The organism is Rhizobium sp. 01N48, from assembly GCF_056399145.1.
Genome location: NZ_JBFTQT010000004.1, coordinates 157,617 through 183,886 on the forward strand (window position 1 = coordinate 157,617; position 26,270 = coordinate 183,886).

Genomic DNA, 26,270 nt, shown 5'->3' on the forward strand with positions numbered 1-26,270 from the left:
GGAAATAGTAATGAGCCTCGTCCAGGCGTCCAGCGACAGTGTTGCGCCAAAAGCCGCGGACGAGGCGGCGGCACAGGAACCGCAGCCTGCGCCCCCGCCCGTCGTGGCGATGGCCGGCTGGAAGAAGCCCTTCTACATGGCCGCCTCGGTCCTGCTCTTCGTCACGCAGGGTCTCGGCATGAACCTCGTGAATGCCAATATCTACCAGCTCCAGGGGTCGTTTTCGGCGACGACCGCTGAGGTCTCGTGGCTGTCGGCGGCCTATATGGCGCCATATGCCAGCCTGTCGATCGCGCTGTTCAAGATCCGCACGCAATATGGCCTGAGACGTTTCGCCGAGTTCAGCATCATCTGCTTCGTCTTTGCCGCGGTGCTGAACCTTCTCGTGACCGACCTGCACTCCGCCATCGTCGTGCGGGCGCTAAGCGGCATCGCGGCGGCCCCGATCTCCACGCTCGGCTTTCTCTACATGCTCGAGCTGTTCCCACCGGAGCGCAAGCTGACGACAGGCATCAGCCTTGCGCTGATGTGCACGCTATTTGCCGCGCCGATCGCACGTATCATCTCGCCGCCGCTGCTTGATCTCGGCGGTTACCACGCGCTCTATACGCTGGAGATGGGGCTGGCGCTGCTGGCCTTCGCCATCATTTACACCATGCCCTTGACCTCACCGCCACGCGCGGTCGTCATCCAGCGCATGGATATTCTGAGTTATCTCCTGCTGGCCGTCGGTTTCGGCTGCCTAGCGGTCGTCCTCACGCTCGGGCGTCTCTACTGGTGGTTAGAAGCGCCGTGGATCGGCGTTCTGCTTGCGGTCGCCGCCGGTTGCCTGGCGCTCGTGGTGGCGATCGAGCTGCCGCGCGAAAATCCGATGCTCGATATCCGCTGGGTGCTGTCTGGCCCCAATCTCAGGATGGCGGGCGTCCTGCTGATGTTCCGCTTCGTCTCGTCAGAACAATCCTCGACCGCTGCCAATTTCTATCAGCAGCTTGGCCTGCTCAACGATCAGACGACGAAGCTGTACGCGATCGTTCTGGTCGCCTCGGTGCTCGGCGGATTGTTCTGCACGCTCTTGATGACCACGCGCTACGTCAGCACCGCGCACCTGATATCGCTGGTGCTCATCGCGGCGGGCGCCTATCTCGACAGCCAGTCCACAAGCCTCACAAGGCCGGAGCAGATGTATCTCAGCCAAGCCTTGGTCTCGGCGGGCGCGGCAATGTTCCTGCCGCCGGTGATGGCGAGCGGCTTCAAGGCGGCCATGGCCCGTGGAATGCCCTTCATCGTCAACTTCCTGGCGATCTTCCTCTTCACCCAGAGTATCGGCTCGCTCTTCGGCTCGGCCATGCTCGGCACTTTCGTCACCATCCGCGAGAAGTTCCACTCGAACGTGCTGGTCGAGCATATCCTGCTGCAGGATCCGCTGGTGGCCCAACGCGTCTCGCAGCTGTCCGCCGGTTACGGCAAGGTCATCACCGACCAGACATTGCTCAATGCCGAAGGGCTGGCATTGCTGTCGCAGCAGGTCACGCGGGAAGCCTATACGCTCGCCTACAACGACACCTTCCTCGCAATTTGCGTGGCATCTCTACTCGGTCTCCTGGTCATGCTTCTTCATCAGGCATGGCTGCGCCTATCTGAGCGCCGGACCGCCGAGCCGAATGCTTCCGCAGCCGTTCAATCCTGATCACGAGTTCACCGCATGTCGAAATTCTTCCGGTCGCCCGCCAGTCTCATCGCCATTATCGCCGGTATCGCGGGCGTCCTGCTCGTGCTTTACGCCTGGCGGCTGCCGCCCTTCGTCACATCGGTCGAAACGACCGATAACGCCTATATCAGGGGCTACGTGACGATCATGAGCCCGCAGGTGAATGGCTACATCGTCGATGTTCCGGTGAAGGACTACCAGCAGGTCAAGCAGGGAGACGTGCTGGCCAAGATCGACGACCGCATCTACACGCAAAAGCTGGCTCAGGCCCGCTCGGCACTTGAGGGGCAAAAAGCGTCGCTTGAAAACTCCCGCCAGTCGGAGCTGTCGGCAAAAGCGACCATCGCTTCGAGCCAGGCGCAGATCGATAGCGCCAACGCCTCGCTGAAGCGCGCGCAGCTCGCCTGGGACCGTATCAGCAACCTCAACGACAGGGGTATCGCTTCGGCCAGCGAATCCGAGCAGGCGCAGGCGACGCTTGAGGAAGCGAAGGCGGCGTTGAACCAGGCGCAGTCGGCGCTCGAAGTGTCGAAGCAGAATCTGGCGACCATCATCGTCAATCGCTCGCTGCTGGAGGCCAACGTGGCAAGCGCGGAAGCGACCGTGCATCTCGCAGAGATCGATCTCCAGAACACGTCGATCCTGGCGCCGCGCGACGGCCATCTCGGCGAGATCGGCGTTCGCCTCGGCCAGTACGTCGCGGTAGGCACGCAATTGATGGCGGTGGTGCCGGAAGAAGTCTGGGTCGTCGCCAATTTCAAGGAGACGCAGCTTGAGGGCATGCAGGTCGGTCAGCCCGTCTCGATCGTGGTCGATGCCCTGGGCCGTCAGCGGCTCACCGGTCGCATCGAGCGCTTTTCGCCCGCTGCCGGCTCCGAATTCGCTGTGATCAAGGCGGATAACGCCACCGGCAATTTCGTCAAGATCGCCCAGCGCGTCGGCGTTCGCATCAGCATAGATCCCGGCCAGCCGGCCGCCAAGAACCTCGGTCCGGGTCTCTCGGTCGTCGTCAGCGTCGACAAGAGCGCCGAGCCCGAGCAGAAGACGGCGGCCAATTAGTCTTCAAGATAGCGGACAGCAAAAAGCCGGGCGCGAGGCCCGGCTTTCGCATTCGGGAGATTGCTCTCCTGAACCTTATTCGTCTTCGGCGTTGCCGTCGGCTTCCGGATCGAAGAAGTCTTCCGGACGCAGAGCGTCTTCATCAACGCCGTAGATGGCGTCGACAGACGTCAGGGTTTCGCCCTGCTTCTGGCGCTCGGCTTCTTCGGCCGAACGAGCAACGTTGATCTCGACGTTGATTTCGACTTCGGCATGCAGCTGCAGTTCGACCTGGTGCAGACCGATCGTCTTGATCGGGGTGTTCAGGTGAACCTGGCTGCGGCTGATGTTGAAGCCTTCAGCAGCGAGAATTTCGACGATGTCGCGAGCAGCGACCGAGCCGTACATCTGGCCGGTTTCGCCAGCCGAACGAACGACGACGAAGGACTTGCCTTCGAGAGCGTCGGCAACGGTCTGTGCTTCCGACTTGCGCTCGAGGTTGCGGGCTTCAAGCGTTGCGCGCTCGGACTCGAAGCGCTTCTTGTTGGCTTCGTTCGAACGAAGAGCCTTGCCGAGCGGCAGCAGGTAGTTACGTGCGAAGCCGTCGCGAACCTTTACGGTTTCGCCCATCTGGCCGAGCTTGGAGATGCGTTCGAGAAGAATGACGTCCATGTCAGTTTTCCTTTCGTGTTCTTAGAGTTTCGAATCTGTCTGTTTGGGGGCATCAGCATCCTTGTTCGGGGTGAGCGCGATCGCCTTGCGGGTATCGCGGAGCCCCAGAACGAGGATGAAAAAGGCTGGCAGCATCAACATGAGAGATGCCAGGTAGCAGAGGATAAGCGCCGGCAGACGCCATTCCTTGCCGCGCGTGCGAAAATGCAGCGCCGCGAAACCGGAGAGAAGGAAGCCGGCACCGAACGTGCCGACGACGGTTGCTCCGACCATCGCCGGGATGCCGCCCAGAAAGGTTGCGGCAAGCCCGAGAAGGAAGATGAAGATCGTGTTGCGGTTCATCCGGAGCGAGGAGGGGATATCCTCGCGCGGACGAAGGCCGCCGCCGGATGCAGCAACGATGCGCGTCGCGATGTAATAGGCCGCAAACAGCATCACCACCCACATGCCGCCCTGGATGGCCGGCAGAAGCAGGAGAACGAGCGACTTGGTCTGCGCGATCACAGCCGCGTCGGGCGTGAAATCGGTCTGCTGCTGCGCCACCGAAGTGAAAAGCACATCGACCAGACGGTCGATCAGTTCGGGGCCGTAGCCGATCATCACGCCGACGACGATGACGGCGAACGTCACGAGGCCACAGAGATGCAGCAGGATATCCGACAGCGGATACCACGCCATCAGATGATCGGGGCCGCCGAGTTCGGAAGCGGGGCGCGCGAGATTGGCGAGGTGGCTGATCCAGCCTGCCGGCAGCAGCGTGACCAGCGTCATCATCAGCGCGAAGGACGGCGAGATGGCGATCGCGCCGAGGACGGCGGCGGTAACGACGGCCGAGATCGCCGCCATGTTGCCCCAGCCGAGGCCGACAAGAAGAATGGGAAGCGCGGAAGCCGCGTAGAGAACAGCACTGAAAGAAGACGGCTGCCGGCCAGCGCCCAGCACCAGAAGTGCGGCGACGAACCCGGCGAGGGCTCCAACGCCCAGCATTTTTGCATTCAGTGGTTTCACGGTCGCTGTCCTGCTTCATCAAGCAGTTAGAGGGCGTTTCCTGAATCAGTTTCAGAAAGGCCTCAACATGGGTTTTAGGGGTTCCGATCCGCGCCCATCGCGAAAGGGAGAAGGGAAGGCATTGCTGCCTTCCCTCGATTTGGTCTCGTCAGCTAATTAAGCGACGACGTACGGCAGCAGACCGAGGAAACGAGCGCGCTTGATCGCCTGAGCGAGTTCGCGCTGCTTCTTCTGCGAAACAGCCGTGATACGGGAAGGAACGATCTTGCCGCGCTCGGAAATGTAGCGCTGCAGGAGACGAACGTCCTTGTAGTCGATGCGCGGAGCGTTTGCGCCGGAGAAAGGGCAAGTCTTGCGACGACGGTGGAAGGGACGACGTACCGGTGCGGAGGAAGATTCAGACATTCTCAGTTCTCCTTATGCACGGTCTTCGCGCGGGGCGCGATCAGGACGCGGGCCACGCTGGAAGTCGCCATCACGACGCGGCGGACGATCGCCGAATTCGCGACGCGGGCCACGATCGGCGCCATCACGCGGGCCGCGGTCGTCGCGGTCGCGCTTCTGCATCATAGCAGACGGGCCTTCTTCGTGAGCTTCAACAGCGATGGTCATGTAGCGAAGGACGTCTTCGCTGATGCGCATCTGACGTTCCATTTCCTGCACGGCAGCAGCCGGGGCGTCGATGTCGACGAGAACGTAGTGAGCCTTGCGGTTCTTCTTGATGCGGTAGGTCAGGGACTTGAGGCCCCAGTTTTCTACGCGCCCGACCTTACCGCCGTTAGCTTCGAGTACGCCCTTGTACTGTTCTACGAGGGCTTCTACCTGCTGAGCGGAAATATCCTGTCGGGCAAGGAATACATGTTCATAAAGAGCCATGACAGCTTTGCCTTTCTTGCGTTTATTCAACCCGATATTCGGCGGCTAAGCCTCAACGACTGCTCCTGATTGGGCAAATCCCCAAAAGGGCGGCCCAGGCAAGAAAAGCGTTCCGAGACGGTCGAGAGCGGAGACACGGGAGGCTGGAACGCTTCCGTTCCGAACGATTTCCCGTGGGAAACCGGCCCTCCGTTCAGCCACCAGCCAGAAGACCGGGTTTTGCGAACAGGGCGGCTTATACGGATTTCTGACGAAAACGCAAGGCCGCCCCGGAAAACATATCGCCACCGGCGAAAAACGGGTTTACCGCGGCGGTTGCGACAGGAAGAAGTCGGCGATCGAGCGGCTGGCATCGATTTGCCGGCTGGTCACGCCAACGAACAGACGTCGCGCATATTGCACGCCGCCGGGCCAAGTATGGCCGCCGCCGGTAACCGTCAGGACCTCAACGGCGCCCGATGGTCGGCATCCGTCGTATCGCGTGGCGACGACGCGCGTGCTATCGGGTCGAGCGGTCGGAGCGAGCGGTGCCGATTTCCCTGGCAGAGCGCATCCATTGGTTCTGGCCCAGAACGCCGCCGTGTCGCGGACCGACAAGACCTTGCCTCCTTCGCCCGCGCCCCCGAAATCGGCGACATCACCGCCCTTGAACGGCATGATTGGATCGGCCGTGCCGTCGATCTGCAATACGGCGACCGGACGTTCGGGGCGGCATTTCGCGGCTATGTCGCTTGGCAGTGTTCCAGCAACCGGCGCAATCGCGGCGATCCGTCGGGACAGGTCGCAACCGAGCCGTTCGGCAAAGAGTGCGCCGTTCGAAATGCCCGTCGCGTAGACGCGTTTGCTGTCGATGCCATAGCTCCGCTGCACCTGATCGATCAGCGCGGAGACGAAGCCGACGTCGTTTTGAGGATTGCGGATCGTCGAACGTCCGTCGTTCCAGTGCTTGTCGATACCGTTGGGATAGGCAACGATGAAGCGTCTGCTGTCGGCGACGGCATCAAGGCCGCTCAGCCGCCGCATGGCCGGTCCCTGCTGGCCGCCGCCGTGAAAGGCAAGTACCAGGGGAAAGCCACCTGGCGGGCGCGGGCCATCAGGCACATGCAGGGTGAAGCTGCGAACGGTGCTCCCGACCGTCACCTGACCAGAAGGATCCGCCGCTGCGGCAGCGGACGCAACGGCGACACCGGCCAGAAGCGCGGCAAATCCAAGAATGACTCTGTGAGTGAGGGACCTGTAAAGCGAACCAATCATCTGAGTTTCCATAAAGTATTGAAACATAAGCAATATGAAATGATCGCAGACCAAAATTCTGGCGCTGCGGTCAGTACCATCAGGCAAAAACGAAGTGAGCCGCCATTGCGGATAAACAATGACGGCTCCTGTTAAATTCGGGTGATTTCGGACATTCGCGACAGACTGCCGCGGCGGGCCGATATCAGATCGGCATCGGATATTCGCGATGCACCTTGTCGATCTCGGCGAGGATCTCGCTCGACAGCTTGACGCCGGCCGCGTCTATATCGGTCGTCAGCTGCGCCATCGTCGTCGCGCCGATGATCGCAGACGTCATGAAGCGGCGTGTCAGGCAGAACGCGATGGCCATGGCCGACGGATCGAGCCCGTGGCGCTTGGCGATCTCGACGTAAGCCTTGGTCGGCGCTTCCTGCAGCGGCTGCAGGCGTCCGCCGATGTCGCCGTTGATCGAGCCGCGCGAGCCACCAGGCACGGCGCCGCCGATATACTTGCCGCTGAGGATGCCGCCGGCGAGCGGCGAGTAGGCGAGCAGGCCCACGTCCTCATGGTGCGACATCTCGGCCATGTCGAGATCGTAGTGGCGATAGAGCAGGTTGTACTCGTTCTGGATGCTGACGACGCGCGGCAGGCCGAGCTGCTCGGCGATCGTAAGATACTTCTGCGTACCCCAGGTCGTCTCGTTGGAGAGGCCGATCGTCCGGATCTTGCCTTCCTTCACCAGCTCGCCCGCCGTCTCGAGGATATCGGTGATGTTGGCGACGGCCTTGGCGCGATCCTGCTTGAAGGGGTCGTAGTGCCAGTTCTGGCGGAAGTGGAAATGACCGCGAACCGGCCAATGGATCTGGTAGAGATCGATATAGTCGGTCTTCAGTCGCTTCAGGCTGGCCTCGATCGCCAGTCGCATATTCTTGGCGTCGGCGCCTTCGCCGCCACGGATATAGGAACGACCGGGGCCGGCAACCTTGGAGGCGAGGACGATATCCTTGCGCTTGCCCGTCTTCTCAAGCCAGGTGCCGATATAATCCTCGGTCAGGCCCTGGGTCTCGGGGCCGACGGGCGTGGTCGGATAAAGCTCGGCGGTGTCGAAGAAGTTGACGCCCTTTTCGAAGGCGTAGTCCATCTGCGCGTGCGCTTCCGCCTCGGTGTTCTGCGTGCCCCAGGTCATGGTGCCAAGGCAGATTTCGGACACCGAAATATCGGTGCGGCCAAGTTTCTTATGCTTCATTGGGGAGCCTTAATCGTGATCTTAAAAGAAAGAGGTCTTGGAAGGACGGCGCGAATTTAGGCCGGAATTGAGCAAGCGCAAGAGCAAAAGTGCTGCTTTGTTGCAGTCGCGAAAGCCTTGGAACGCAGGCCTTCGGCACTTGACTCTCGGGGAAAGAATGTCAATTGGAGGCGAAATGACCGCGGGTCCATATAAAAAGGACATAGGATGACCATCGCTTTCACGTTCCCTGGCCAGGGCAGTCAGGCCGTCGGCATGGGCAAGGATCTTGCCGACAATTTCGCCGAAGCGCGCGCCGTTTTTGCAGAGGTCGATGACGCTCTCGGCGAGAAGCTGTCCGAGACCATCTTCAACGGTCCGGAAGAGACGCTGACGCTGACCGCCAATGCGCAGCCGGCGCTGATGGCCGTGTCGATGGCCGTCATCCGCGTGCTTGAAGCCAAGGGCGTCGATCTCAAGGCCAAGGTCTCCTACGTCGCCGGCCACTCGCTCGGCGAATACTCCGCCCTCTGTGCCGCCGGCATGTTCTCGATCGCCGATACGGCGCGCCTCCTGCGCATTCGCGGCAACGCGATGCAGGCTGCCGTTCCCGTCGGCGTCGGCGCCATGGCCGCCATCATCGGCCTTGAACATGCTGACGTGATCGCCGTCTGCGAGGAAGCCTCGGCTCTTGGCGCTTGCCAGATCGCCAACGACAATGGCGGCGGCCAGATCGTGATTTCGGGTGAGAAGGCGCCGGTCGAGAAGGCTGCTGCCATCGCCACCGAAAAGGGCGCAAAGCGCGCTATCCTGCTGCCGGTCTCCGCACCTTTCCATTCCGCGCTGATGGCGCCGGCAGCCGACGCGATGCGCGAAGCGCTGGCAGGTGTGGCGAAGTCGAACCCGGTCGTGCCCGTCATCGCCAACGTGCGCGCCGCGCCCGTTACCGACGCCGAGGAAATCGCCAAGCTGCTGGTCGAGCAGGTCACCGGCCAGGTTCGCTGGCGCGAAACGGTCGAGTGGTTCGCGGCAAACGGCGTGACCACGCTTTACGAACTCGGCGCCGGCAAGGTGCTGACCGGCCTCGCGCGCCGCATCGACAAGAACGTGACCGGCATCTCGGTCAATTCGCCGGCTGATATCGACGCGGCCGTTGCCGCTCTTCTGGCCTGATTGATTTAACGATTACAAGGAATTCTTCCATGCTCGATCTCTCCGGCCGCAAGGCTCTGGTAACTGGTGCCTCTGGCGGCATCGGCGAAGAAATCGCCCGCATCCTGCACAAGCAGGGCGCCATCGTCGGCCTGCACGGCACCCGCGTCGAAAAGCTCGAGGCGCTGGCGAATGAACTCGGCGACCGCGTCAAGATCTTCCCGGCGAACCTTGCCGATCGCGACGAAGTCAAGGCGCTCGGCGTCAAGGCGGAAGCCGAACTCGACGGCGTCGACATTCTCGTCAACAACGCCGGCATCACCAAGGACGGCCTCTTCGTGCGCATGTCGGACGAGGACTGGGACAGCGTCATCGAAGTCAACCTGACCTCGATGTTCCGCCTGACACGCGAGCTGACGCATCCGATGATGCGCCGCCGCTATGGCCGCATCATCAACATCACTTCGATCGTCGGCGTCACCGGCAATCCCGGCCAGGCCAACTACTGCGCCTCCAAGGCCGGCATGATCGGCTTCACCAAGTCGCTGGCGCAGGAGATCGCGACCCGCAACGTGACGGTCAATTGCGTGGCTCCGGGCTTCATCGAAAGCGCGATGACCGGCAAGCTGAACGACAAGCAGAAGGACGCGATCATGGGCGCGATCCCGATGAAGCGCATGGGCACCGGTGCCGAAGTGGCCTCCGCCGTTGCTTACCTGGCTTCGTCGGAAGCGGCCTACATGACGGGCCAGACTTTGCATGTAAATGGCGGCATGGCCATGATCTGAAACGGAAAACTGGCTTTCGGGCCGTTTTTCCCCGCAATAGCCTGTTCACCAACGCTATGGGGTTGATTTTCTGGCTTTGCGACAGACATAAACCGTGTTAATCGGGCCATGACTGTGAACAGTCTCCCGAGAAAGAAGACGGACCGGCGGGCTTTCCAAGCAAGCCTGGGACATCTCTGGTAGCCGGGTACAACGAGTTTGCCGAAGGTGGCTTTAGGGCGCCGCAGGCTGAAACAGGGTAGGGTGCCATAAAGGCTCTCTGATCAGGATTATAAGGTCGAGGAAACCGACATGAGCGATATCGCAGAACGCGTAAAGAAAATTGTTATTGATCATCTTGGCGTCGACGCCGACAAGGTTGTCGAAGGCGCAAGCTTCATCGACGATCTGGGCGCTGACTCGCTCGACACCGTCGAACTGGTCATGGCGTTCGAAGAAGAATTCGGCGTTGAAATTCCTGACGACGCTGCGGACTCGATCCTGACGGTCGGCGACGCCGTTAAGTTTATCGAAAAGGCCCAGGCTTAATCCTGAGCACTTTAGAAAGGGCGGACCCGGAGTCCGCCCTTTTTATTTCTGGCATGGTCTCCATAGAACACAAAAGGCGGGGGAATGCAGTCGATGAGACGGGTGGTTATTACGGGCACTGGCATGGTGTCTCCCTTGGGATGCGGCACGGAAGTGACCTGGGCTCGCCTGCTGGCGGGTGAAAACGGCGCACGCCTCGTGACCGAGTTCGAAGTCGATGACCTTCCGGCCAAGATCGCATGCCGTATCCCTGTCGGCGATGGCACCGGCGGCACCTTCAATCAGGATGATTGGATGGAGCCCAAGGAACAGCGCAAGGTCGATCCCTTCATCATCTATGGCATGGCCGCGGCCGACATGGCGCTCAACGATGCCAACTGGCATCCCGAGAGCGACGAAGACCAGATTGCCACCGGCGTCCTCATCGGCTCCGGCATTGGCGGCATCGAAGGCATCGTCGAGGCGGGCTATACGCTGCGCGACAAGGGCCCGCGCCGCATTTCTCCATTCTTCATTCCCGGCCGTCTGATCAACCTCGTATCCGGCCAGGTCTCGATCCGTCACAAGCTGCGCGGGCCGAACCATTCCGTCGTCACCGCCTGCTCGACCGGTGCGCACGCCATTGGCGATGCTGCCCGCCTGATCGCTTTCGGCGATGCTGATGTCATGGTCGCCGGCGGCACCGAATCGCCGGTCAGCCGCATCTCGCTCGCCGGTTTCGCGGCCTGCAAGGCGCTCTCCACGCAGCACAACGACGATCCCACCAAAGCCTCGCGCCCCTACGACAAGGACCGTGACGGCTTCGTCATGGGCGAAGGCGCCGGCATCGTCGTTCTCGAAGAGCTCGAGCATGCCCTGGCGCGCGGCGCGCGGATCTATGCCGAAGTCGTCGGCTATGGCCTGTCGGGCGACGCCTACCACATCACCGCGCCGTCGGAAGACGGCGAGGGCGCCGGCCGCTGCATGGCAATGGCGCTGAAGCGCGCTGGTCTGACGCCTGCCGATATCGACTACATCAACGCGCACGGCACATCGACCATGGCCGATACGATCGAACTCGGCGCCGTCGAGCGTCTGGTCGGCGACGCCGCGTCGAAGATCTCCATGTCCTCGACCAAGTCCGCCACCGGCCACCTCCTGGGCGCTGCCGGTGCGATCGAGGCGATCTTCGCGACGCTGTCGATCCGCGACAACGTCGTGCCGCCGACGCTCAATCTCGACAACCCCGAGCGTGAGACGATGATCGATCTCGTCCCGCACAAGGCGCGTCAACGGGAAGTGAACGTGGCGCTGTCGAATTCCTTCGGATTCGGCGGTACAAACGCATCGCTGGTGCTGCGCCGCTACGTCGCCTGAGACTGACCGTCGACGTCCGCAACGGGCAGGGCAGTCCAATCCGATGGCTGCCCACCCGCATTTCGCCGCATTGCTTCGCAAGAAGCAGCTTTTGGGGCCAAATTTAGAGGATTGCCGGTGAGCGATACGAACCAGAGCAACGACACGACCGGCCAGCAGGGCCAGCAGTCGCAGAGTGGCCCGATCATTCCGAAATCGCCAACCGAAGCGCTGCGCCCTGAGCGCGTGCCGGAGCCGCCGAAGCGCTCCAAGAAGGCCAGAAGCCAGGTCGTCATTTTCCTGAACTTCCTGATGACGCTGGTCGTGCTCGGCTGCGCCGCCGCCGTCGTCGTCTTCTACTATGCGATTTCCACCTACCAGAGCCCCGGTCCGCTGGAGGCCAACACCAATTTCATCGTGCGCAACGGCGCAGGGATCACCGAGATCGCGTTCAATCTGGAGCGCAACAACATCATCTCCGATGGCCGCGTCTTCCGCTATCTCACCGCCACCCATCTGAACGATGGCGAAAGCCTCAAGGCCGGTGAGTACGAGATCAAGGCGCATGCCTCGATGAACGAGATCATGGAACTGCTGAAATCCGGCAAGTCCATCCTCTATTCGATCTCCTTCCCCGAGGGCCTGAGCGTCCGCCAGATGTTCAACCGCATGAACGAGGATCAGGTGCTTGAGGGCGACCTCCCGACGGTCCTGCCGGCGGAGGGCAGCCTGCGCCCGGACACCTATAAGTTCTCGCGCGGCACCAAGCGCGCCGAGATCATCGAGCAGATGGCCGCCGCACAGCAGAAGCTCGTGGACCAGATCTGGGACAAGCGCGATCCGTCGCTGCCTTTCAAGTCGAAGGACGAGATGATCGTTCTCGCCTCCATTGTCGAAAAGGAAACCGGCGTTCCAGACGAGCGCGCCCATGTGGCCTCGGTCTTCCTGAACCGCCTGGGTAAGGGCATGCGCCTGCAGTCGGACCCGACGATCATCTATGGATTGTTCGGTGGCGACGGCAAGCCGGCGGATCGGCCGATCTACCAGTCGGACCTGAAGAAAGAGACGCCCTTCAACACCTATGTGATCAAGGGTCTCCCGCCGACGCCGATCGCCAATCCCGGCCGCGATGCGCTGGAAGCTGTCGCCAATCCGTGGAAGACGCAGGACCTCTACTTCGTGGCCGATGGCACGGGTGGCCATGTCTTCGCCGCCACGCTTGAGGACCACAATGCCAATGTCCGGCGCTGGCGCAAGCTGGAAGCAGACAAGGGCGCCGATCCGAATATCGCCGTCGATGGGCAGCCCGATGCGGCAACGCCCGCCGATGCGCCGGCAGCGCCTGCTCCGGCTCCGAAGAAAAAGAGAAACTAACACCATCGGAGGCTTCCATGGCTTTGCAGTCCATGACGGGTTTTGCGCGGCGCGAAGGCACGATTGATCGCTGGCGCTGGGCCTGGGAGCTGCGCTCGGTAAACGGCAAGGGCCTTGATATCCGCCTGCGCCTGCCGCCGGGCCTCGAGCGGCTGGAAAACGATGTCAAGCGACTGGCCGGCGAGCAGTTCAGCCGCGGCAATATGCAGGTGTCGCTGTCCGTCTCGTCGCCCGAAAGCCGCGTCGAAACCGTCCTCAACCAGGAAGCGCTTGCCGCCGTCCTGTCGCTGCGCGATCAGCTCGCTGATATCATCGATCCGGCACCGTTGAAGCTCGATACGCTTCTCGGCATTCGCGGCATCGTCGATTTCCGCGAGACCGAGGATAGCCCGGAAGCCATCGCCGTGCGCGATGCCGAGATCATGAATGGCCTTGCGCTGGCACTGACCGACCTCAGGCATATGCGCGAGCAGGAGGGGGCGGCGCTCTCCCGCGTGCTCCTAGACCAAGTAGCGATCATCGAGCGGCTGACCCAGGTCGTGGAAAGCGACCCGTCACGCTCGCCGCGCGAGATCGCGGCACGGCTCGCGGCCCAGGTCGCGATGCTCATGGATGCATCCGGCAAGTTCGATCAGGACAGGCTCCATGCCGAGGCGGCGATCCTGGCGACCAAGGCGGACCTACGCGAAGAGATCGACCGCCTGAAGGCACATGTCGCCGCCGCGCGCGACCTGCTCGCGAAGGGCGGCCCTATCGGCCGCAAGCTCGATTTCCTTGCACAGGAATTTAACCGGGAATCGAATACAATATGCTCGAAGTCCAATGCGGCTGCCGTGACAGCGGCCGGTATTGAGTTGAAAGTGGTCATCGACCAGTTCCGCGAGCAAGTTCAGAATTTGGAGTGAGCCATGAGCCCGACCCCGTCGAGCCCCCAGACGTCAGGCAGCACGACGTCGAGCACCCCCACCGTGATCCCCCGTCGCGGGCTGATGCTTGTCCTGTCTTCGCCCTCGGGCGCCGGCAAGTCGACCATCGCGCGCAATCTCCTGGAGCGCGATCGCAGCCTTGAAATCTCGGTGAGCGTCACGACGCGCCAGCGTCGCCCGAGCGAGATTGCCGGCACACACTATCATTTCATCACCATCCCCCAGTTCGAGCGCATGCGCGACAGCGGCGAGCTGCTCGAATGGGCGGAAGTGCATGGCAATTTCTACGGCACGCCGCGTGAGCCGGTGGAGGCCGCCATGGCTGATGGTCGCGACATGCTGTTCGATATCGACTGGCAGGGCGCGCTGCAGCTGCAGGAAAAGATGAAGGCCGATATCGTATCGATCTTCGTGCTGCCGCCGACCATGACCGAGCTCCAGTCGCGACTGCACCGCCGTGCGGAGGACTCCGAAGAGGTGATCGCCACGCGTCTCGCCAATTCCCGCGCCGAGATCGCCCACTGGCGCGAATATGATTATGTCATCGTCAACGACGACCTGAACACAGCCTTCGAGGCCGTGCAGTCGATCGTGCGCGCCGAACGCCTGCGCCGCGATCGCCGCCACGGCATGTTCGACTTCGTGACCGGCCTGATCGAAGAGACACCGGTGCTCTGATCCATCCGCCGGCGCCTACGCGCCGGCGTCATTCTCTCAAATGATCAGCCGTAGCGACCGGTGATGTAGTCCTCGGTCCGCTTGTTCTTCGGCGCCTCGAATATCTGCGATGTCGGGCCATGCTCGACAAGCTCGCCCAGATACATGAAGGCGGTATTGTCCGAGATGCGGCCCGCCTGCTGCATGTTGTGCGTCACGATCACGATCGTGAAGTTCGCCTTCAGCTGCGCGATCAGTTCCTCGACCTTGGCGGTCGAGATCGGATCGAGCGCCGATGTCGGCTCGTCAAGCAGCAGAACCTCTGGCCTGAGCGCCACGCCGCGCGCGATGCACAGACGCTGCTGCTGGCCGCCGGAGAGGCCGAGACCGCTCTGCTTGAGCTTGTCCTTGACCTCGTCCCACAGAGCCGCCTGCCGAAGCGCTTCCTCGACACGCCCATCCATCTCCGCCTTCGACAGCCGCTCATGATGGCGGATGCCGTAGGCGACGTTGTCGTAGATCGACATGGGGAACGGGACCGGCTTTTGGAACACCATGCCGACGCGGGCGCGCAGTTCGTTCATTGGATAGCGGGGGTCGAGAATGTTGTCGCCATCGAGCTTCACGGTACCCGTCGCCCGCATGCCGGGATAGAGCGCGTAGATGCGGTTGARRATGCGCAGCAGCGTGGACTTGCCGCAGCCGGACGGGCCGATCAGGGCCGAGACCTGCCGCTCCGGAAAGCTGATGCTGACATCGCGGATCGCCTGCGTCTTCCCGTAGAAGAAGTTGACGTTTTCGAGCGTGATCTTGTCGGTCTTCATTGTGGGTGCGGTCCTGCCGGTGTCGAGTGCGCTGGATGATTGCAGCATTATTTCCCCCGTCTGCTCAGGATGATTCGTGATCCGACACTGAGCAGCAGCACGATGGCGGTCATGACGAAGGCGCCTGCCCAGGCGAGCGTATGCCACTCGTCATAGGGGCTCATCGCGTACTGGAAGATGACGACCGGAATGTTGGCCATGGGCCCGGACATATCCGTGCTCCAGTACTGGTTGTTGAGGGCGGTGAAGAGCAGCGGCGCGGTCTCGCCCGAGATACGGGCGACAGCAAGCAGCACACCGGTCAGGATACCCGCCGACGCTGCGCGATAAAGCACATGCACCGTCACTTTCCACCGCGGAATGCCGAGCGACAGTGCGGCCTCGCGCATGACGTCGGGCACCAGCCGCAGCATCTCGTCCGTGGTGCGCACCACGACTGGAAGGAAGATGAAGCCAAGCGCAATACCGCCGGCATAGCCGGAGAAGCGCCCGGTCTGGCGCACCACCAGTTCGTAGATGAACAGGCCGATGATGATCGACGGCGCGCTGAGCAGGATGTCGTTCACAAAACGAACGAGATCGCCGATCTTCTTGCCGCGGCTGTATTCCGAAAGATATGTGCCGGCGAGGATTCCGATCGGCGTGCCGAGAACGACAGCCATCAGGACGATCAGAAGGCTGCCCATGAAGGCATTCGCCAGACCGCCGTCTTCGCCGGGTGGCGGGGTCATTTCAGTGAGCAGGCGAGGGCTTAGTGCCTCGATACCGTTGATCAACGTCGTCCACAGGATCCAGACGAGGAAGATGAGGCCGATGACCGTGGCGACGGTCGCGAGGGACAAGGCGATGGCGCTCTTGATCTGCCGATAGCGGTAAAGGGAGTTGGATGTCGTCATGATTATTCTCCCTTCTGTCTGGCGATCCGGAGCAGCATCAGCTTGGCGGCGGCCAGAACGATGAAGGTGACCACGAAGAGGATGAAGCCGAGACCGATCAGCGACGACAGATAGAGATCCGTGTCGGCCTCGGTGAACTCGTTGGCGATGGCCGCGGCGATTGAGTTGCCGGGCTCCATCAGCGAGATCGCGATATTGTGCGTATTCCCGAGCACGAAGGTGACGGCCATGGTCTCGCCGAGCGCGCGGCCAAGGCCGAGGAAGATGCCGCCGACGACGGCCGTGCGTGTGTGGGGAATGACGATATCGCGCACGACCTCCCATTTGGTCGAGCCGAGCGCGTAGGCAGATTCCTTCAACTGTGCCGGGACGACGAGGAAGACGTCGCGCATGACCGAAGCGATATAGGGAATGATCATGATGGCGAGCACGATGCCCGACGTCAGCATGCCGATCCCCATGGGGGCGCCAGAAAACAGCGCGCCGATAACAGGCAGCGGACCGAGCCAGTCGATCAGGACGGGCTGGACATAATCGGACATGAACGGCGCGAAGGTGAAGAGACCCCACATGCCGTAGATGATGCTTGGAATGCCGGCGAGCAGCTCGATGGCGCCGCCGATCGGTCCGCGCGCCCAGCGTGGCGCCACCTCGGTGACGAACACCGCGATACCGAGGCTGACTGGAACGCCGATGATCATCGCGAGCGCTGAGGTGACCAGCGTTCCGTAGATCGGCACGAGGCCGGCGAATTTCTGGGCGACGGGGTCCCATTCGGTGCCGTAGATGAACTCCAGGCCGAAGGTGCGGAAAGCCAGCAAGCCGCCCCAACCCATGGAGAAAGTCGCGGCCAGAAGTGCAATCAGTACGAACATGCCGCAGCACAGCACGATCGCGGAAAATACCATGTCGCCGGTCGCGCCATGGCGACGCTTCACGCCGACACTATCGGCGCGCTGCGATGCCAAAACTTGGCTCATTGTCTGTTCTCTAATCTTTGAGGGGCAATCAAAGTTAAGCCGGCCGGAAAGCAGAGCTCTCCGGCCGTTTCGACAGTGTGGGGATCAACCCTTGAACTGGGCGGTCCAGTAGGCTTCGATCTGCTTCACGAGGCTATCAGGAAGCGGAACGTAGTCGAGCGAGGAAGCCTGCTTCTGACCGTTCTCGAGCGCCCACTTGAAGAACTCGAAGGCAGCCTTGGAGCGAGCCTCGTCCTTGGCCTGCTTGTACATAATCGCCCAGGTCGTAGCCGTGACCGGCCAGGCCTTCTCACCAGGTGCGTTCGTCAGGATCAGGTTGAAGTCCTGGGCCTTGTCCCACTCGGCGCTTGCTGCGGCAGCTGCGAAGCTTTCCGCATTCGGCTTCGGATACTTGCCGGCGGCGTTCTCCATGAGCACGTAGGGCAGCTTGTTCTGAAGCGCGTAGGCGTATTCGACGTAACCGATCGAGTCCTTCACGCGCGTTACGTAGGCGGCGACGCCTTCGTTGCCCTTGCCACCGATGCCGACAGGCCAGTTGACGGCGGTGCCTTCACCAACCTTGGACTTCCAATCAGGATTGACCTTCGAGAAGTAGTTGGTCCAGTTGAAGCTGGTGCCCGAACCGTCCGAGCGGTGAACGACGGCGATCTGCGAATCCGGCAGTTTTACGCCCGGGTTCAGGTCAGCGATGGCCTTGTCGTTCCACTTGGTGACGTTGCCGAGGTAGATGTCGGCCAGAACCTTGCCGGTCAGCTTCAGTTCACCCGACTTGATGCCCTTGACGTTGATAACCGGAACGATGCCGCCGACAACCAGCGGAAACTGGCCGAAGCCTGCATCCGTCAATTCCTTGGATTCGAGCGGCTTGTCGGATGCGCCGAAATCGACCGTTGCGGCCTTGATCTGGGCGATACCGCCGCCGGAGCCGATCGACTGATAGTTCAGCTTGTCGCCGGTCTTCTTGTTGTAGTCAGCCGACCACTTGGAGAGAACCGGGTAAACGAAGGTGGAGCCGGCGCCGGTGATATCGGCGGCGGAAGCGGAGGTGGCCATGACGGCAGCAAGGCCGATGCCGAAACAGGTCGTCAAAAATCTGTTGGTACGCATAAGGGTTCGCTTTCCTGAAAGCTGAAAAGATGACGACGAGCCGTATGGGGGATACGGTTTTGCAGGTGCAAAGAAACCTCGTCGCGGAACGGGCTATTCCCCCTGGATAACAGTTTCATGACAGTTGCCAGCCGAATCGCCGCCGAGCGGCTCCGAGCCACAAAGGTGTCGGACTTCATGTCGGAGGAGCGCGAGAAAGAACGAAGATTTTCGCGCAGGCGGATGTCTCCACGCGCGGCGCGATAAGCAACACGGTAGTCGTTTGAGAAAAGCGCGTTGTTTGCCCGAAAGCAGGGCGTCAGAGGCTGTTTGCCAGACGGCAGAACTCTTCGACGGAAAGCGTCTCGGCGCGTCTCTGCGGATCGATGCCGGCCTTTTCGAGCAGCTTCTCGCCGCCGATCGGCTTCAGGCTCTGGCGCAGCATCTTGCGGCGCTGTCCGAATGCCGCCTGGGTCACTTTTTCGAGATTGGCGACGGAGCAGGGGATCGGGTTCTCGTTCGGCGTCAGATGCACCACCGTCGAGGTGACCTTCGGCGGAGGCGTGAAGGCCTGCGGCGGGATGTCGAACGCCATGTGCGCGTTCGTACGCCAACCGCAGAGCACACCGAGGCGCCCATAGTGATCGTCTTCCTGATCGGCGACGATACGCAAGCCCACTTCCTTCTGGAACATCAGCGTCAGCGATTGCCAGAACGGCGGCCACTGCTTCGGCAGCAACCAGTTCACCAGAAGCTGGGTTCCGACATTATAGGGAAGGTTGGCGATGATCTTCACCGGCCCCTCAGGCGCCAGCGCCTCGAAGTCAGTGGTCAAGGCGTCGCCTTCGATCACCTCGAGCCTGCCGGGATAGTGCGCGGCCACTTCGGCAAGCGCCGGTAGACAACGCGGATCGCGCTCGACGGCGATGACCTTCTTGGCCCCGAGCGCCAGGATCGCCCGCGTCAGGCCGCCGGGACCAGGGCCAACCTCGAACACCGTCGCGTCTTCGAGAGGGCCTGCGTTGCGTGCCACCTTCTGCGTGAGGTTGAGGTCGAGAATGAAGTTCTGCCCGAGCGCCTTGCGCGCATCGAGACCATACCGCCTGATCACGTCGCTCAGCGGCGGCAATCCGTCGAGTGCGGCCATCAGGAATTGCTCTTGGAGACGCGACCGAGATGCCCGGCGAGCTTCAAGGCGGCAACCAGGCTACTCTCGCGCGCCAGCCCCTTGCCGGCGATGCCGAAGGCGGTGCCATGGTCGGGCGATGTGCGGATGAAGGGCAGGCCGAGCGTCACGTTGACGGCATCGTCGAAGCCTAGCGCCTTGGCCGGGATCAAAGCCTGGTCATGATACATGCAGATCGCCACGTCGTAACGCGCACGCGCTTCGTCATGGAACATGGTGTCTGCGGGCAGGGGGCCGATCGCATCGATGCCTTCGGCGCGAAGGAACTGGATCGCGGGGTGGATGACGCTGGCGTCTTCCTTGCCGATGGCGCCATCTTCGCCGGCGTGCGGATTGAGCCCCGCAACGGCAAGGCGCGGGTTGGCGATGCCAAAACGCTCTACGAGATCGGCATGCGCGATCCGGCAGGTCTCAACGATGAGCTCCGCCGTCAGCGCCTGCGGCACATCCTTGATCGGAATGTGGATTGTAACGGGGATCGCCCGAAGCTTCGGTCCCGCGAGCATCATTACTGGCGTCACAGGCGTGCCAGTTGCACGTTTCGCAAGCTCGGCCAGAAACTCGGTATGGCCAGGAAAACGGAAACCGCTTTCGTAGAGAACGGACTTGGCGATCGGGTTGGTGACGACGCCGAGCGCTTCGCCGCTGATCGTCAGCGACACCGCCTGCTCGATCGCTGCAATCGTCCCTCGGGCAGTCGCGACATGGGCTTCGCCGGCGGTGACCTCGACGCCTGCGGGGATCGGCAGAACGGGAAGGGCATCGGCGAAGACGTCGATTGCGCCGGCGCAATCCGTCTCGCGGATGGCAACGATCAGATCCAGCATCCGTGCGCGGGTAGCAAGGACATCAGGATCACCGACGAAAATAAACGGCGGGAGGCCAAGTTCGCGACGGCGCAGCCAGGCCATCAATGTGACGTCAGGGCCGATCCCTGCAGGATCGCCCTGGCTCAGTGCAAGCGGGCGGGAGAATGCGAGCGTCATCGACATCAGCGGCGAACGATCTGCGCTTTCTTGCGCAGTTCGTCGAGATACTTGGTAGCGTTGGCGTTTTCCGGCGGAGCGTTCTTGTCCTTGGCCTTGTTCAGGTCTTCTTCGCGGAAGACCATTTCGGCGGCCTGGTCATCGGAAACCTGACGCTGGCTGCAGATCGCCAGATACTCGACGCCCTTTTCGGTGACGCGCGTCGCGGTCGTGTTGCCCTTGGCCTGTTCGACAAGCGGCTTCCACTCAGGCGGCAGTTCCGGCGCCAGCATGCGGCCGAGGTCGCGAACGGAAACGTCACGCATCGTGGCGGCGAAAACCTTGGCCTGCTCGCAGCCCGGATACTTCGAGCGCGAGGCTTCCGCTTCGCTCTTGCGCTTGCCGACGATACCCTTCTTGCTGGCGGGCACGACGAAGATCATCTGCTGCAGAATATACTCCGTGGTCTCCGGCTTCTGCTTGTTGTTTTCCATCATGCGCGCAACGAGGTCGGCGTTCGACATCTTGTTGCTGTTGCCATAACGGGCGTTCACGAGGCGCGGCCAGCTCATCTGCACGGCAATGAATGCCTTGAAGTGATCGACGCCGACGCCGGCCTGATTGAGGATCTGCGTCATCTGCGCAGGCGTCAGCTTGTTGCCGGTGGCGAAGCGCGCGAAGGAAGCGTCGACGTCGTCCTTGGACACCGACATGCGAACGCGCGAGATTTCCTGTTCCTTCAACGTCTGCTCGATAAGCTGGTCTTCAGCAGCCTTGGCATCCGCCTTTTGGTGCTGCAGGCGCAGGAAGGCCTGGCGCTTGGCCACGTCACCGCTGGTCAGAGCCGTACCGTTGACGACCACTCGGACTTCGCTCGCGGCATAGGCCGTGTTGGCCTTCGGCAGTGCCAAGCCAGCGACAGTGGCGAACGCCAAGCCTGCGATCATCGTTCTTACGGTGTTCTTCGCGCCAATCATCTGTCGACCCTTCCCATTAACGCCGCGCTTCGCGTCGCGGCGCGCCTATCTTACCGAGATAACGTCAGCGTTGCTGCCTTCGAGACGCAGCAGCATATGCCGCATATATCCAATGGCCACAATGTCCTGCATAGCGTTACGGCGAAAGAAAGGCCCCTTTCTTTCGCCGTGCTACAAAATCGATCAGTTGTTGTAGATGTTACCGTATCCGAGATCGCTGGCATCACCGAGATTGATGTCGCCAAGCGTACGGAATGTCAGCCTCGCGCCGATCGTCCAATCGCTTGCCGACTGGTCGCTGGTGTCGCGCTTGTCGGAGTAGGCGATCGTGAAGATCGTGCACTCGTCTTCGTAAGTCAGGCCGATGGTCTGACGCGTGAACGTGTTGTTGTTCAGATCGTATGCGATACCGCCGAAGATCGACCAGTAGTCCTTGAACTTGATCTGAGCGCGCGTCTGGAGTTCGTCATTATCCGTGTCGTAGCCATATTCCGGCTGCGCGGAGAGATGTGTGTAGAGAAGCTGGCTCTGGAACGTGTCGGTCTGGAAGCCGGCCGTCAGGTCGCCGCGGCGAAGCTCGAGGCTTTTCTCGTCGAGACGGTACGAAGCGGCAAAGGAAAAGCCCTGCGGCGTTTCGATGCCACCGAGACCGACATAGTCGGACCGCGTGTTTTCAAGGCCGGAATCGGCGCCGACGTTCACGAGATCGGCCGTGTCGAACGAATTCTGGCCGGCCAGCTGGAAGGACTGTCCGAAGATGCCATGCAGCTTGTAGCCGTTGTCGAACGTGCCGGTGTACTGGAAGCCGATATTGGCGCGCGTGCCGCCTTCGATACGGTCGTAACCGGAGAACTTGTCGCGTTCGAACAGATTGGTCGCGTCGAAGACCATGCTCTGCGCGTCTTCGTTCGGCAGTCTGCCGGCCAGCGATTCATTCGGACGGGCGTAGATCTGCATGATCGGCTCGAACACGTGCGTGCTGTTGTCGGTCGTTGCCAGGATCGGATAGCGCATTTCGAGGCCAGCCGTCACCATGCCGCGTGTTGCAGCGTCGCTCGTGTCGTAGTTGCCGCCGTAGCCGGCCGGGTCGTCCATGTTGAGCGACAGCGCGTCGCCGCGGGCCGAAAGCAGCGGCGTGATCAGAACGCCGGCAGGCGTCACGAACGTACGCTTCCACGTCAGTTCACCCGTCAGGCGCGACGTCTGGCCGCTAAGGCCACGATAGCGATCAAAGCCGGCGACGTCGTAGAAGTCTTCATGGCCGCGCGAGAGGTTGGTCAAGTTTACGTCAGCCGAGACTTCGCCGCCAGCAAGCGGCTGCGGCGCCACGTAGTGATAGTCCATCACCGGGTAGACGATGGCCTGTTTCTTCTCGGCGGTGTTCGAAGGATCGGCGTCCTGCACATCGAAATAGAAGGAACGCAGGTCGAAGTAGTTTCGCTTCCCCAGGCCGGTCAAATAGATCTGGTTGGCGCGCGTCGAATCATCGTAGCCCTTGAGTTTGTAGGTACGCGCAAAGTTGTTGTCGCTCTGCACCATCACATCCCAGCCGAAAGACCAGCGAGGATTGATTTTGAAGGCGCCGGTCGATGCGACCATGCCACGAGCATCGTTCTGCGCGTCGCTGGTTCCTTCAGTGAACGTGCTGGAACTCATCTGGCTGATGCCAGCCATGCGCAGGATGTGCGAGCCGTTTTCGAAGCGCTGGCGGAATTCGGCGTCCGCCAGGAAGCCCTGCGTCGTGTAGCCCGTACCCGTCACCGTCGCGTCCATGCTGGGCGAGATCACGTAGTAGTAGGGAACAGACAGGCCGAAGCCGAGATTCTGCGCGCTCACGAAGCTCGGGAACAGGAAGCCCGATTTGCGCTTGACGGTATTGTCGGGAACGACGAGCCACGGCACATAGGCGATGGGATGGCCGAGCAGCTCCATGCGGGCGTGCTCAAGGCGGATAGTGTGCTTCTCGCCGTTCTGGATGACGCGTTCAGCCTTAACCTGCCAGAAAGGCGGCTTCTCGGGCTTTTCCGCGCAGGGCAGACAGGCGGTGTAGACGCCCTTGTTGAGAATCATCTCCGTCCCACCGACCCGCTCGCCGGTTTCGGCGACGATGCGCGTGTTGTCGGGTGTCTCGATTCGGAGCGAATTGATGAAACCGTTCGCGAAGTCATCGGTGACGTCGAGCTTGTCGGAATACATGCGCGTGCCGTCGGGGCTGACGAGCTCGACATTGCCGAGCGCCATCATCCGGCCGGTCTTCTGATTGTACTCGACTCGCTGCGAGACCATCTTGTAGCCGGCGTAATTGATCTGCACGCCACCTACGGCCGAAACGACCTCAGCGTCTTTGTTATAGACGAGCTCATTGGCCGAAAGAAGCATCTTGGCTTCCTTCGAAACATTGGGCTTCATGTTTTGCAAAGCGTCTTGAGCGATGGCAACGGGAATGTTGCCGGTATAGCTGCACAGGGCTACGCCTGCGAACAGGGCAACCAACTGCTTACGAACACTTTTGCGGTTGCCTGCCGCCACTAGCCATCCTCCTGATGAAGCAGAATTGTTGCACCCAAAGCCAAGGCGACGATGACCGGAATCCACGTCGCCACGAAAGGCGGGACAACCCCACTGCTTCCGAATGCTTTCACAAGCACGGTGACCACATAAAGCACGAAGCCTGCCAGGATGCCACCCAGAATCACGGACCTCGATTGGTTGAACCGGCTAAATTTTAGGGACACTGTTGCAGCAATGAGAGTCATCGCCACGAGCAACAATGGTTGGGACAACAAAGAGTGGAATTGAGTCTCGAGAGCCTTGGTCGGAATCCCGAAGGATTTGGCAATGTTGATTCGGTTCGAGAGATCAAAAAATGCAATGGTTTCAGGGGCGGTAAGCCTCTGTTCCACGAAATCCCGTTTCAAATTGGTACGGACCTGTACCTCATCCTTACGCTGAGCGATTTCGCCGGGACGACGCTCGATAACGTTCTTAAGAAGCCAGTAACCATCTTCCAATTTTGCGGACGCCGCGTCCTGTCTGAGCGCGATGTGATTGCTCGAATCGAAGTGCACCAGCACCGCGTCGACGAGCAGCGTTCCGTCCTCGAGAACGCTTCGCGCACCGATGATGACATCGTCCTGGCCGCTGATCTGGCGGATCCACGGCACCTGAGGGCCGCCCTTCGAGGCGCCAGCATCGCCGCGCCAATTGCTTTCGACGCTGGCTGCCTGCCGCTGACCCCATGCCGCAAGCGGATTGAGGATCGTCATCACGCCGATGCCGAGCAGAAACGCACCAGCGATGAAAGGCGACATGAACTGCCAGGCCGAAATGCCGGCCGCGCGCGTCACGACCAGCTCGTATTTGCGATTAAGGCCGATCAGCACGGTCATGCCGACGAAAAGCGCGATGAAGGGAACCGTCTGCTGCAGGATGAGCGGCAGACGCACGGCCGTCATCAGCAATCCGCCCGTGACTGTATAGCCGGGCAGGCCGGACATGCGGCTCGCGGTTTCACTGAAATCGACGAGGTAGACGATGCCGATGACACCGAGGAAGAACCACATCGCCGTCGTTGCATAGCGGCGGAAGAAGTAGCGGCCAAGCGTACCGAAAATCATGCGTCACCTCCGGCCGAGCGGGGGAAGCGCTGCTGCAGCTTACGCCAACCGATGGCGATCCAGTTGCCGATGAAGCCAAGCAGCGAGATTCGTTTATGCGAAACCAGCGAAACGATCGCCAACGCACTGATTCCGAGCGGCAGGGCGTAGAGGATGCCGATGAATATCGGTTTCGTTTCGATCTGGTTGGCGGCGTAGAATGTCGCCCATCGAACCGCAAACGCGAGCACCAGTGCCGATACCATCGGGTGCAGCCGTGCCTCGCGATGCGAGCGCGCATCGCCGGCAATCGCAAGCGAAATCAACGAAAAGACAAGAGGAAGCATCCAGTCCGTCAGGCGCCTGTGAAGCTCTGCAGTGTAGCTGCCGGGTTTGGCGATATAATCCTTGTCCGCGGGATCGGGATTGAGCAGGAACGGCAGTTCGCGGTCTGACGCGCGCAGCGTCGACTGGCCGCGGTTCTGCGTGAGGTCTGAGAGGTCGAACGAATAGGAATCGAAGCGGATGATGGACACGTCACCGGTCGTGGTTTTCCGGTGCACCTCGCCATCATGCATGATCAGTGATGTGCCCTTTTCGTCCACAGCGCCTTCGCGAGCATAGTAGATCAGCTGAAAAGCCGGGTCGCGTTCGTCCACGACGAACAGGCCCTTTAGCACGCGTCCGGCGAGGCGCTCGGAGATCTGCACATAGAGGCCGGTATCGATCTGGCGGAAGTTCTTCTCTTCAATCACGGTTGAGAGCAGATCGGCGTAAGCCGCTGCAATCATTTGCCTTGCGCCGGTCTTCGCCTTCGGCTCGACGACGTTGTCGACCAGAAAGGAAAAGGCGCTGATGACGGCCGCGAGGATGATGATCGGGCGCCAGATGATGCTGCGGCGCGCGCCGGCGGCATCGATAACGGCAAGCTCCGAATCGTTGTTCATCGTCGTCAGCGTCTGGGTGACGCCGATAACCAGCGCGAAGGGCAGGACGACGGGAATGATCGAGGGCAGGATAAGCGTGGCGAGCTTGGCGAACGAGCCGACCGACTGGCCGCTATCCGTCACCAGATTGATGCGCTGAAGCACCTGCGTCGTCCAGATGATCGCGAGCACGGGCAACAGGGCGACGAGAAACATCTGGCCCACGCGCCGCAATATGTATGTTTCAAGCAGTTTCATGCATGCCCTTGAACGCTCTTCGCGAATTCTTGCCGCCACGCAGCGAAAACCAT

25 protein-coding genes are annotated in these 26,270 nt (G+C 61.3%); 9 read left to right on the top strand and 16 right to left on the bottom strand.

Going from position 1 to position 26,270, the window contains the following annotated elements; translation table 11 throughout:
- Positions 1–10 precede the first annotated feature (10 nt).
- A complete protein-coding gene (locus AC1DOG_RS09990) occupies positions 11–1,687 on the top strand; it encodes an MFS transporter (RefSeq protein ID WP_477927696.1) in 1,677 nt (558 codons plus the stop codon).
- A 15-nt stretch (positions 1,688–1,702) separates the two neighbouring features.
- A complete protein-coding gene (locus AC1DOG_RS09995) occupies positions 1,703–2,767 on the top strand; it encodes an HlyD family secretion protein (RefSeq protein WP_477927698.1) in 1,065 nt (354 codons plus the stop codon).
- A 75-nt stretch (positions 2,768–2,842) separates the two neighbouring features.
- Here the strand turns inward: AC1DOG_RS09995 and rplI are convergent, their stop codons facing one another.
- The 6 genes from rplI to AC1DOG_RS10025 form a co-directional block, all read right to left on the bottom strand.
- A complete protein-coding gene (gene rplI / locus AC1DOG_RS10000) occupies positions 2,843–3,418 on the bottom strand; it encodes a 50S ribosomal protein L9 (protein WP_113200642.1) in 576 nt (191 codons plus the stop codon).
- A gap of 21 nt (positions 3,419–3,439) precedes the next feature.
- Positions 3,440–4,426 (bottom strand): YybS family protein, encoded by a 987-nt coding sequence (locus tag AC1DOG_RS10005; protein ID WP_477927700.1) that lies wholly within the window; start codon positions 4,424–4,426, stop codon positions 3,440–3,442.
- A gap of 156 nt (positions 4,427–4,582) precedes the next feature.
- A complete protein-coding gene (gene rpsR, locus AC1DOG_RS10010; protein ID WP_007531286.1) occupies positions 4,583–4,831 on the bottom strand; it encodes a 30S ribosomal protein S18 in 249 nt (82 codons plus the stop codon).
- Between the two features lie 12 nt (positions 4,832–4,843).
- Complete coding sequence (gene rpsF, locus AC1DOG_RS10015) at positions 4,844–5,302, bottom strand: 30S ribosomal protein S6 (RefSeq protein WP_018898759.1); 459 nt, start codon at positions 5,300–5,302, stop codon at positions 4,844–4,846.
- Positions 5,303–5,605: 303 nt separating this feature from the next.
- On the bottom strand, positions 5,606–6,556 hold the full coding sequence (locus AC1DOG_RS10020) for an extracellular catalytic domain type 1 short-chain-length polyhydroxyalkanoate depolymerase (protein ID WP_477927703.1): 951 nt from the start codon (positions 6,554–6,556) through the stop codon (positions 5,606–5,608).
- A gap of 184 nt (positions 6,557–6,740) precedes the next feature.
- A complete protein-coding gene (locus AC1DOG_RS10025; RefSeq protein ID WP_113200639.1) occupies positions 6,741–7,784 on the bottom strand; it encodes an aldo/keto reductase in 1,044 nt (347 codons plus the stop codon).
- A gap of 207 nt (positions 7,785–7,991) precedes the next feature.
- Here AC1DOG_RS10025 and fabD point away from each other — a divergent pair, with 207 nt between their 5' ends.
- The 7 genes from fabD (at position 7,992) to gmk (ending at position 14,544) form a co-directional block, all read left to right on the top strand.
- A complete protein-coding gene (gene fabD / locus AC1DOG_RS10030; RefSeq protein WP_477927705.1) occupies positions 7,992–8,936 on the top strand; it encodes an ACP S-malonyltransferase in 945 nt (314 codons plus the stop codon).
- 29 nt (positions 8,937–8,965) lie between these two features.
- Positions 8,966–9,703, top strand: a complete 738-nt coding sequence (fabG, locus tag AC1DOG_RS10035) for a 3-oxoacyl-[acyl-carrier-protein] reductase (RefSeq protein WP_018898755.1) — start codon at positions 8,966–8,968, stop codon at positions 9,701–9,703.
- A 291-nt stretch (positions 9,704–9,994) separates the two neighbouring features.
- Positions 9,995–10,231: an acyl carrier protein gene (locus AC1DOG_RS10040; protein WP_003502080.1), complete on the top strand. Its 237-nt coding sequence runs from the start codon at positions 9,995–9,997 to the stop codon at positions 10,229–10,231.
- Between the two features lie 93 nt (positions 10,232–10,324).
- Entirely contained in the window at positions 10,325–11,587 is a 1,263-nt protein-coding gene (fabF, locus tag AC1DOG_RS10045; RefSeq protein WP_477927708.1) for a beta-ketoacyl-ACP synthase II, read from the top strand.
- A 117-nt stretch (positions 11,588–11,704) separates the two neighbouring features.
- Positions 11,705–12,940: an endolytic transglycosylase MltG gene (gene mltG / locus AC1DOG_RS10050; protein WP_047513340.1), complete on the top strand. Its 1,236-nt coding sequence runs from the start codon at positions 11,705–11,707 to the stop codon at positions 12,938–12,940.
- Between the two features lie 17 nt (positions 12,941–12,957).
- Positions 12,958–13,845 (top strand): YicC/YloC family endoribonuclease, encoded by an 888-nt coding sequence (locus tag AC1DOG_RS10055; protein WP_477927710.1) that lies wholly within the window; start codon positions 12,958–12,960, stop codon positions 13,843–13,845.
- A 3-nt stretch (positions 13,846–13,848) separates the two neighbouring features.
- A complete protein-coding gene (gene gmk, locus AC1DOG_RS10060; RefSeq protein ID WP_477927712.1) occupies positions 13,849–14,544 on the top strand; it encodes a guanylate kinase in 696 nt (231 codons plus the stop codon).
- Between the two features lie 44 nt (positions 14,545–14,588).
- On the opposite strand, the gene pstB is transcribed toward gmk, so the two are convergent.
- From pstB to AC1DOG_RS10110, 10 genes are all read right to left on the bottom strand, one after another.
- Positions 14,589–15,395: a phosphate ABC transporter ATP-binding protein PstB gene (gene pstB, locus AC1DOG_RS10065; protein ID WP_477927714.1), complete on the bottom strand. Its 807-nt coding sequence runs from the start codon at positions 15,393–15,395 to the stop codon at positions 14,589–14,591.
- Positions 15,395–16,243 (bottom strand): phosphate ABC transporter permease PstA, encoded by an 849-nt coding sequence (gene pstA / locus AC1DOG_RS10070; RefSeq protein WP_113200634.1) that lies wholly within the window; start codon positions 16,241–16,243, stop codon positions 15,395–15,397. Before pstA ends, pstB begins: the two co-directional genes overlap by 1 nt.
- A gap of 2 nt (positions 16,244–16,245) precedes the next feature.
- Positions 16,246–17,223 (bottom strand): phosphate ABC transporter permease subunit PstC, encoded by a 978-nt coding sequence (gene pstC, locus AC1DOG_RS10075; RefSeq protein WP_477927716.1) that lies wholly within the window; start codon positions 17,221–17,223, stop codon positions 16,246–16,248.
- Positions 17,224–17,307: 84 nt separating this feature from the next.
- Positions 17,308–18,330, bottom strand: a complete 1,023-nt coding sequence (pstS, locus tag AC1DOG_RS10080) for a phosphate ABC transporter substrate-binding protein PstS (RefSeq protein WP_477927718.1) — start codon at positions 18,328–18,330, stop codon at positions 17,308–17,310.
- A 298-nt stretch (positions 18,331–18,628) separates the two neighbouring features.
- Positions 18,629–19,456: a 16S rRNA (adenine(1518)-N(6)/adenine(1519)-N(6))-dimethyltransferase RsmA gene (rsmA, locus tag AC1DOG_RS10085; protein ID WP_477927720.1), complete on the bottom strand. Its 828-nt coding sequence runs from the start codon at positions 19,454–19,456 to the stop codon at positions 18,629–18,631.
- Positions 19,456–20,481 (bottom strand): 4-hydroxythreonine-4-phosphate dehydrogenase PdxA, encoded by a 1,026-nt coding sequence (gene pdxA, locus AC1DOG_RS10090; protein WP_477927722.1) that lies wholly within the window; start codon positions 20,479–20,481, stop codon positions 19,456–19,458. The genes rsmA and pdxA overlap by 1 nt, the downstream gene beginning before the upstream one ends.
- A 5-nt stretch (positions 20,482–20,486) precedes the next feature.
- A complete protein-coding gene (locus AC1DOG_RS10095) occupies positions 20,487–21,437 on the bottom strand; it encodes a SurA N-terminal domain-containing protein (protein ID WP_477927724.1) in 951 nt (316 codons plus the stop codon).
- A gap of 183 nt (positions 21,438–21,620) precedes the next feature.
- Complete coding sequence (locus AC1DOG_RS10100) at positions 21,621–23,966, bottom strand: LPS-assembly protein LptD (RefSeq protein WP_477927726.1); 2,346 nt, start codon at positions 23,964–23,966, stop codon at positions 21,621–21,623.
- The gene (gene lptG, locus AC1DOG_RS10105; RefSeq protein WP_112973534.1) at positions 23,966–25,054 is read right to left on the bottom strand and encodes an LPS export ABC transporter permease LptG; all 1,089 of its coding nucleotides are present in this window, start codon (positions 25,052–25,054) and stop codon (positions 23,966–23,968) included. Before lptG ends, AC1DOG_RS10100 begins: the two co-directional genes overlap by 1 nt.
- Positions 25,051–26,217 (bottom strand): LptF/LptG family permease, encoded by a 1,167-nt coding sequence (locus tag AC1DOG_RS10110; RefSeq protein ID WP_289729443.1) that lies wholly within the window; start codon positions 26,215–26,217, stop codon positions 25,051–25,053. Before AC1DOG_RS10110 ends, lptG begins: the two co-directional genes overlap by 4 nt.
- Between the last annotated feature and the right edge of the window lie 53 nt (positions 26,218–26,270).